The sequence below is a fragment of the Bacillota bacterium genome (assembly GCA_040754675.1).
Classification (GTDB): Bacteria; Bacillota; Limnochordia; order Limnochordales; family Geochordaceae; genus Geochorda.
Genome location: JBFMCJ010000427.1, coordinates 1 through 3,527, shown reverse-complemented (window position 1 = coordinate 3,527; position 3,527 = coordinate 1). Strand labels below are relative to the sequence as shown.

Here is a 3,527-nt window from a genome sequence, read left to right as displayed (position 1 = left end):
GCCCGGATCACGCCGACCTCCGGGTCAAGCCAGATGAGGCTCTCGACATAGCTGCCCCACGTGTCCGTCCGGAGCAGGACAATACGGTAGGCCATGTACTGGCCGGCCGGCACCGATACGGGCTCGAACGCCGCGACGGAGCCGTTGACGTTCGTCCAGCCCCACGAGCCCCCGGCCTTTACGGGCGAACGCGCCTCCCAGCGGCGGCCCACCTCCAGCGGCAGCGCGATGGTGAACTCGGGCGGCTCGAAGGTCAGCGCCCAGAACTCGCCGAGGGGGAGGAGAAAGGTGCGGTTCGCCGTGTAAAGGCCCGATGAGCGCAATTGCAGCACCTCCTCCATACGCACGCCGAGGACGCGGATCTCCCACCGGTAGAGCCTCGCGCCGTCCCGCACCCCGTACTCGTCGAGGGTGACCGTGGCGGGGCCCAGATTGGAGTCGTACAACCAGCGGCTGCCACCGCGCACGTAGGGCAGGGGGGATTTCGACGCGCCATCGGCTGGCGCCGCCGGTGCGGCTGCGCCCGCCACGGAAAACGCGGCCACCACGGCGAGGGCAGCCGCGCGGTACCGTCTCAGAGGTGCCCGGTGCATGGACAAAGCGTACTTTTCTGAATTCGCTGTTATTCCTGCTCCTGTGACGGCACCTCCTGGTTTTCAGCGCCGGGTGCTGCGCCGGCAGGAGGCTGCGCGGCGGGTGGTTGCGGGCTGGGGGCCTGTGCCGCGGGCGGCTGCGTGGCCGGTGGCTGCACAGCCGGCGGCGCCGGCTGCGGAGCAGGGGGCGGGGTGCGAGCCGCGGGCGGCTGCGGCGCGGGCCGAGCGGCAGCCTTCACCTGGGGGACGATCTTGGCGACCGTGCCACCCGGCCTTGCCGGGTCCAGCGCCGGCGTGGTAACCACCACCTCGTGCCGCAGGCCGGGGTCCTGCGCCCGGAACCCCTTCAGGACGACCGTGGTGGTATCCCCGGGCGCCAGGGACTCGATCACGGCCTCCTGCCGCTGAAGCTCGGGGGCGCGGCCCGGGTTCTTGGGGTCACTGATGATGAGAAACGCATAGACCGGCTGCTTCACGGTGCGATCCGAGCGGTTGGACACGGTGGCCTGCACCGAAAAGGGCCCCGTGACCACCGGGGCCGGCTCCTGCGGCGTGGCCGCAGCCGCCTGGCCGGCCCGGGTCGTTTCCCCTGCTCCCGCGTTCTGCGGCGCCGCGGGCTGCTCTTCCGGGACGAGGCGGACTCTCGTCAGGGCGACCGGTGAAGGCTCCATCGGTCCAGGCCTTGCGTCCGGCTCGGCGGCCCCGGGCTGCCGCTGCATTTGCGTCAGTTGGGCCCTCAGGCGGGCCGCCTCCTGGGAAGTTCGCCACTGGGCCGCAAGGGCCCCGGCCGCGACCACGAGGAGTAGAAGGGCGGCCGCTGCGGCGATGCGGAGCCAGCGCTCGGCGGACATGGTACGGACCCACCTCCACCAGGAGTATGAGGAGAAGGCCCTGAAAAGAGCCGGGCGGCTCGCTGGGCGGCGTGGACGCAGGCGCCATCCCGGGAAGGATGCGGCCATCCTGGGTTTTGGTGGGGGCAGCAAGGGGAGTCCCGAGCGTGCGGTGAAGTACCCGAGACACTGCCTGCTTGAGGCCGGGGCAGCATAATCTTGACGGCCGCGGTCTTTCAGGATGGGCCGGCCCTGCTGGAGTCCGGCGGGGCGGTTCGCGGGCGGGTGCAGGTCGTGACCGGTTCAGACCGGGTCGAAAAGGGCCATCCCCTGCGCTGGCGGATCCTCTCCGCCATTGCGCTCGGAACCCTCATGGGGCCCGTGGACGGCAGCGTGGTCAACATTGCGCTGCCCGTCGTCACCCGCTCCCTCGAGACCACGCTGCCGGTGGCCGAGTGGGTGGCCATCGCCTACCTTCTGGTCATCTCAAGCCTGTTGCTCACCTGGGGCCGGCTTGGCGACATGTACGGGCACCGCGCCGTCTACCTGGCGGGGTTTGGCATCTTCACGGCCGGTTCGGTGATGTGCGGCGCGGCTGCCTCCATCGGGTGGCTGATCGCGTTCCGGGTGGTACAGGCCGTAGGGGCCGGCATGATGATGGCGGCAGGCCCGGCCATCATCACGCAGGTCTTCCCGCCAAGCGAAAGGGGCCGAGCCCTTGGGCTCAATGCGATGGCCGTCGCCGTCGGGCTCTTTATCGGCCCCGGGCTGGGCGGGCTTCTGGTCGAGCACCTGGGGTGGCGGTCCATCTTCTATATCAACTTACCCATCGGGACCGTCGGGACGGCCTGGGCGGCACGTGTTCTCCCGGGCGCGGCGCACGTAGACCGGGCGGCCTTCGACATTCCCGGGGCCGCGACGCTGTTTGGGGCACTGTTTCTGGTGCTGCTGGCCGCCAGCCAGGGGCCGGTCTGGGGATGGCGCTCCGGTGCCGTGGTGGGGGCGCTCGCTGCAGGCATGGTTATGTTCCTGGCCTTCGTGGGCATCGAACAGCGCGTGAAAGCCCCGATGGTCGACCTTCAGCTCTTCGGGCACCGCGTCTTCGCGCTGGCCAACGCAAGCGGGCTTTTGAGCTTCATCGCGCAGTTCTCCGTCACGTTCCTGCTGCCCTTTTACCTTCAGTTCGCCCTGGGCCTGCCGCCCGATCGTGCCGGCCTCGTCATGCTCGGCTTCCCCGCGGCCGTCCTGCTGGCAGCGCCGTTTGCGGGGTACCTGTCGGACCGCTTCGGTTCGCGGTGGCTTGCGGTGATGGGCATGGCCATCCTGTCGGCAGGCGTGTTCAACATGAGCCGTCTGGGCGTCGATGTTCCGGCGTCGAGCGTCTTCTGGCGGTTGTTCCTCGTAGGGTTGGGATCCGGCCTCTTCCAGACGCCCAACAACAGCACCATCATGGGATCGGTGCCCCGCGAGCGGCTGGGCGTTGCCGGCGGCACCCTTGCCGGCATGCGCAACACCGGCATGGTGCTTGGCATCGCGGTCTCCGGCGCGGTCTTCACGGCCCGCGCCGGTGTCCGGCTGGAAGCGTCGGGAGCAGTGCCGGAGCCGTTCTTGGCCGGCATGCACGCGGCGATGACGGTGGGGGCGGGGGTGGCGGTGCTGGGCACGCTTGCGTCGCTGGCCGCCCGGCGCGCCCCCTCTGAAGGCCGCAGGGCAGCCGCGCGCGAGCGTCCGGCGCCCGCCGGTGACAGTCGCTAACGTGCAGGGAGGGGAAGGCGACCGATGGAAGTGCGGCCGTACGGCCTGTGGACGAGCCCGTTCACCCCCGTGCGGATGGGCGCGGGAGTGCGCCTGACCGACGTGGCGTGGGACACCAGGCAGGCAAGGACCCTCGTGTGGCACGAGGAGCGCTCGGGCCGCGGCATCCTGGTCGCGGCCGATCTTTCGGAGCCGGGCGGCGGCTTTCGTGAGCTGACGCCCACCGTACAGGTACGCGCCCGGGTCGGCTACGGGGGCGGGGACTTCGGGGCGGGCGCCGGCGTGGTGTACTTCGTGGGGGACCAGGGCCGGCTGTATCGCCAGGAGCTGGAAGGTGGCCGGGCGGAGC

The 3,527-nt window shown here is 70.7% G+C and carries 4 protein-coding genes; 2 read left to right on the top strand and 2 right to left on the bottom strand.

From position 1 onward, the window contains the following. Together AB1609_18335 and AB1609_18330 are read right to left on the bottom strand one after the other, a co-directional pair. A partial coding sequence (locus AB1609_18335) for a hypothetical protein (GenBank protein MEW6048406.1) occupies positions 1–593 on the bottom strand: 593 nt, incomplete at its 3' end. A gap of 29 nt (positions 594–622) precedes the next feature. After that, positions 623–1,444, bottom strand: a complete 822-nt coding sequence (locus AB1609_18330; protein MEW6048405.1) for a hypothetical protein — start codon at positions 1,442–1,444, stop codon at positions 623–625. A 198-nt stretch (positions 1,445–1,642) separates the two neighbouring features. Here AB1609_18330 and AB1609_18325 point away from each other — a divergent pair, with 198 nt between their 5' ends. Both AB1609_18325 and AB1609_18320 read left to right on the top strand, forming a co-directional pair. Then, positions 1,643–3,178, top strand: a complete 1,536-nt coding sequence (locus AB1609_18325; GenBank protein MEW6048404.1) for an MFS transporter — start codon at positions 1,643–1,645, stop codon at positions 3,176–3,178. A 24-nt stretch (positions 3,179–3,202) separates the two neighbouring features. Beyond that, on the top strand, positions 3,203–3,527 hold a 325-nt coding region (locus AB1609_18320; protein MEW6048403.1), incomplete at its 3' end, for a hypothetical protein.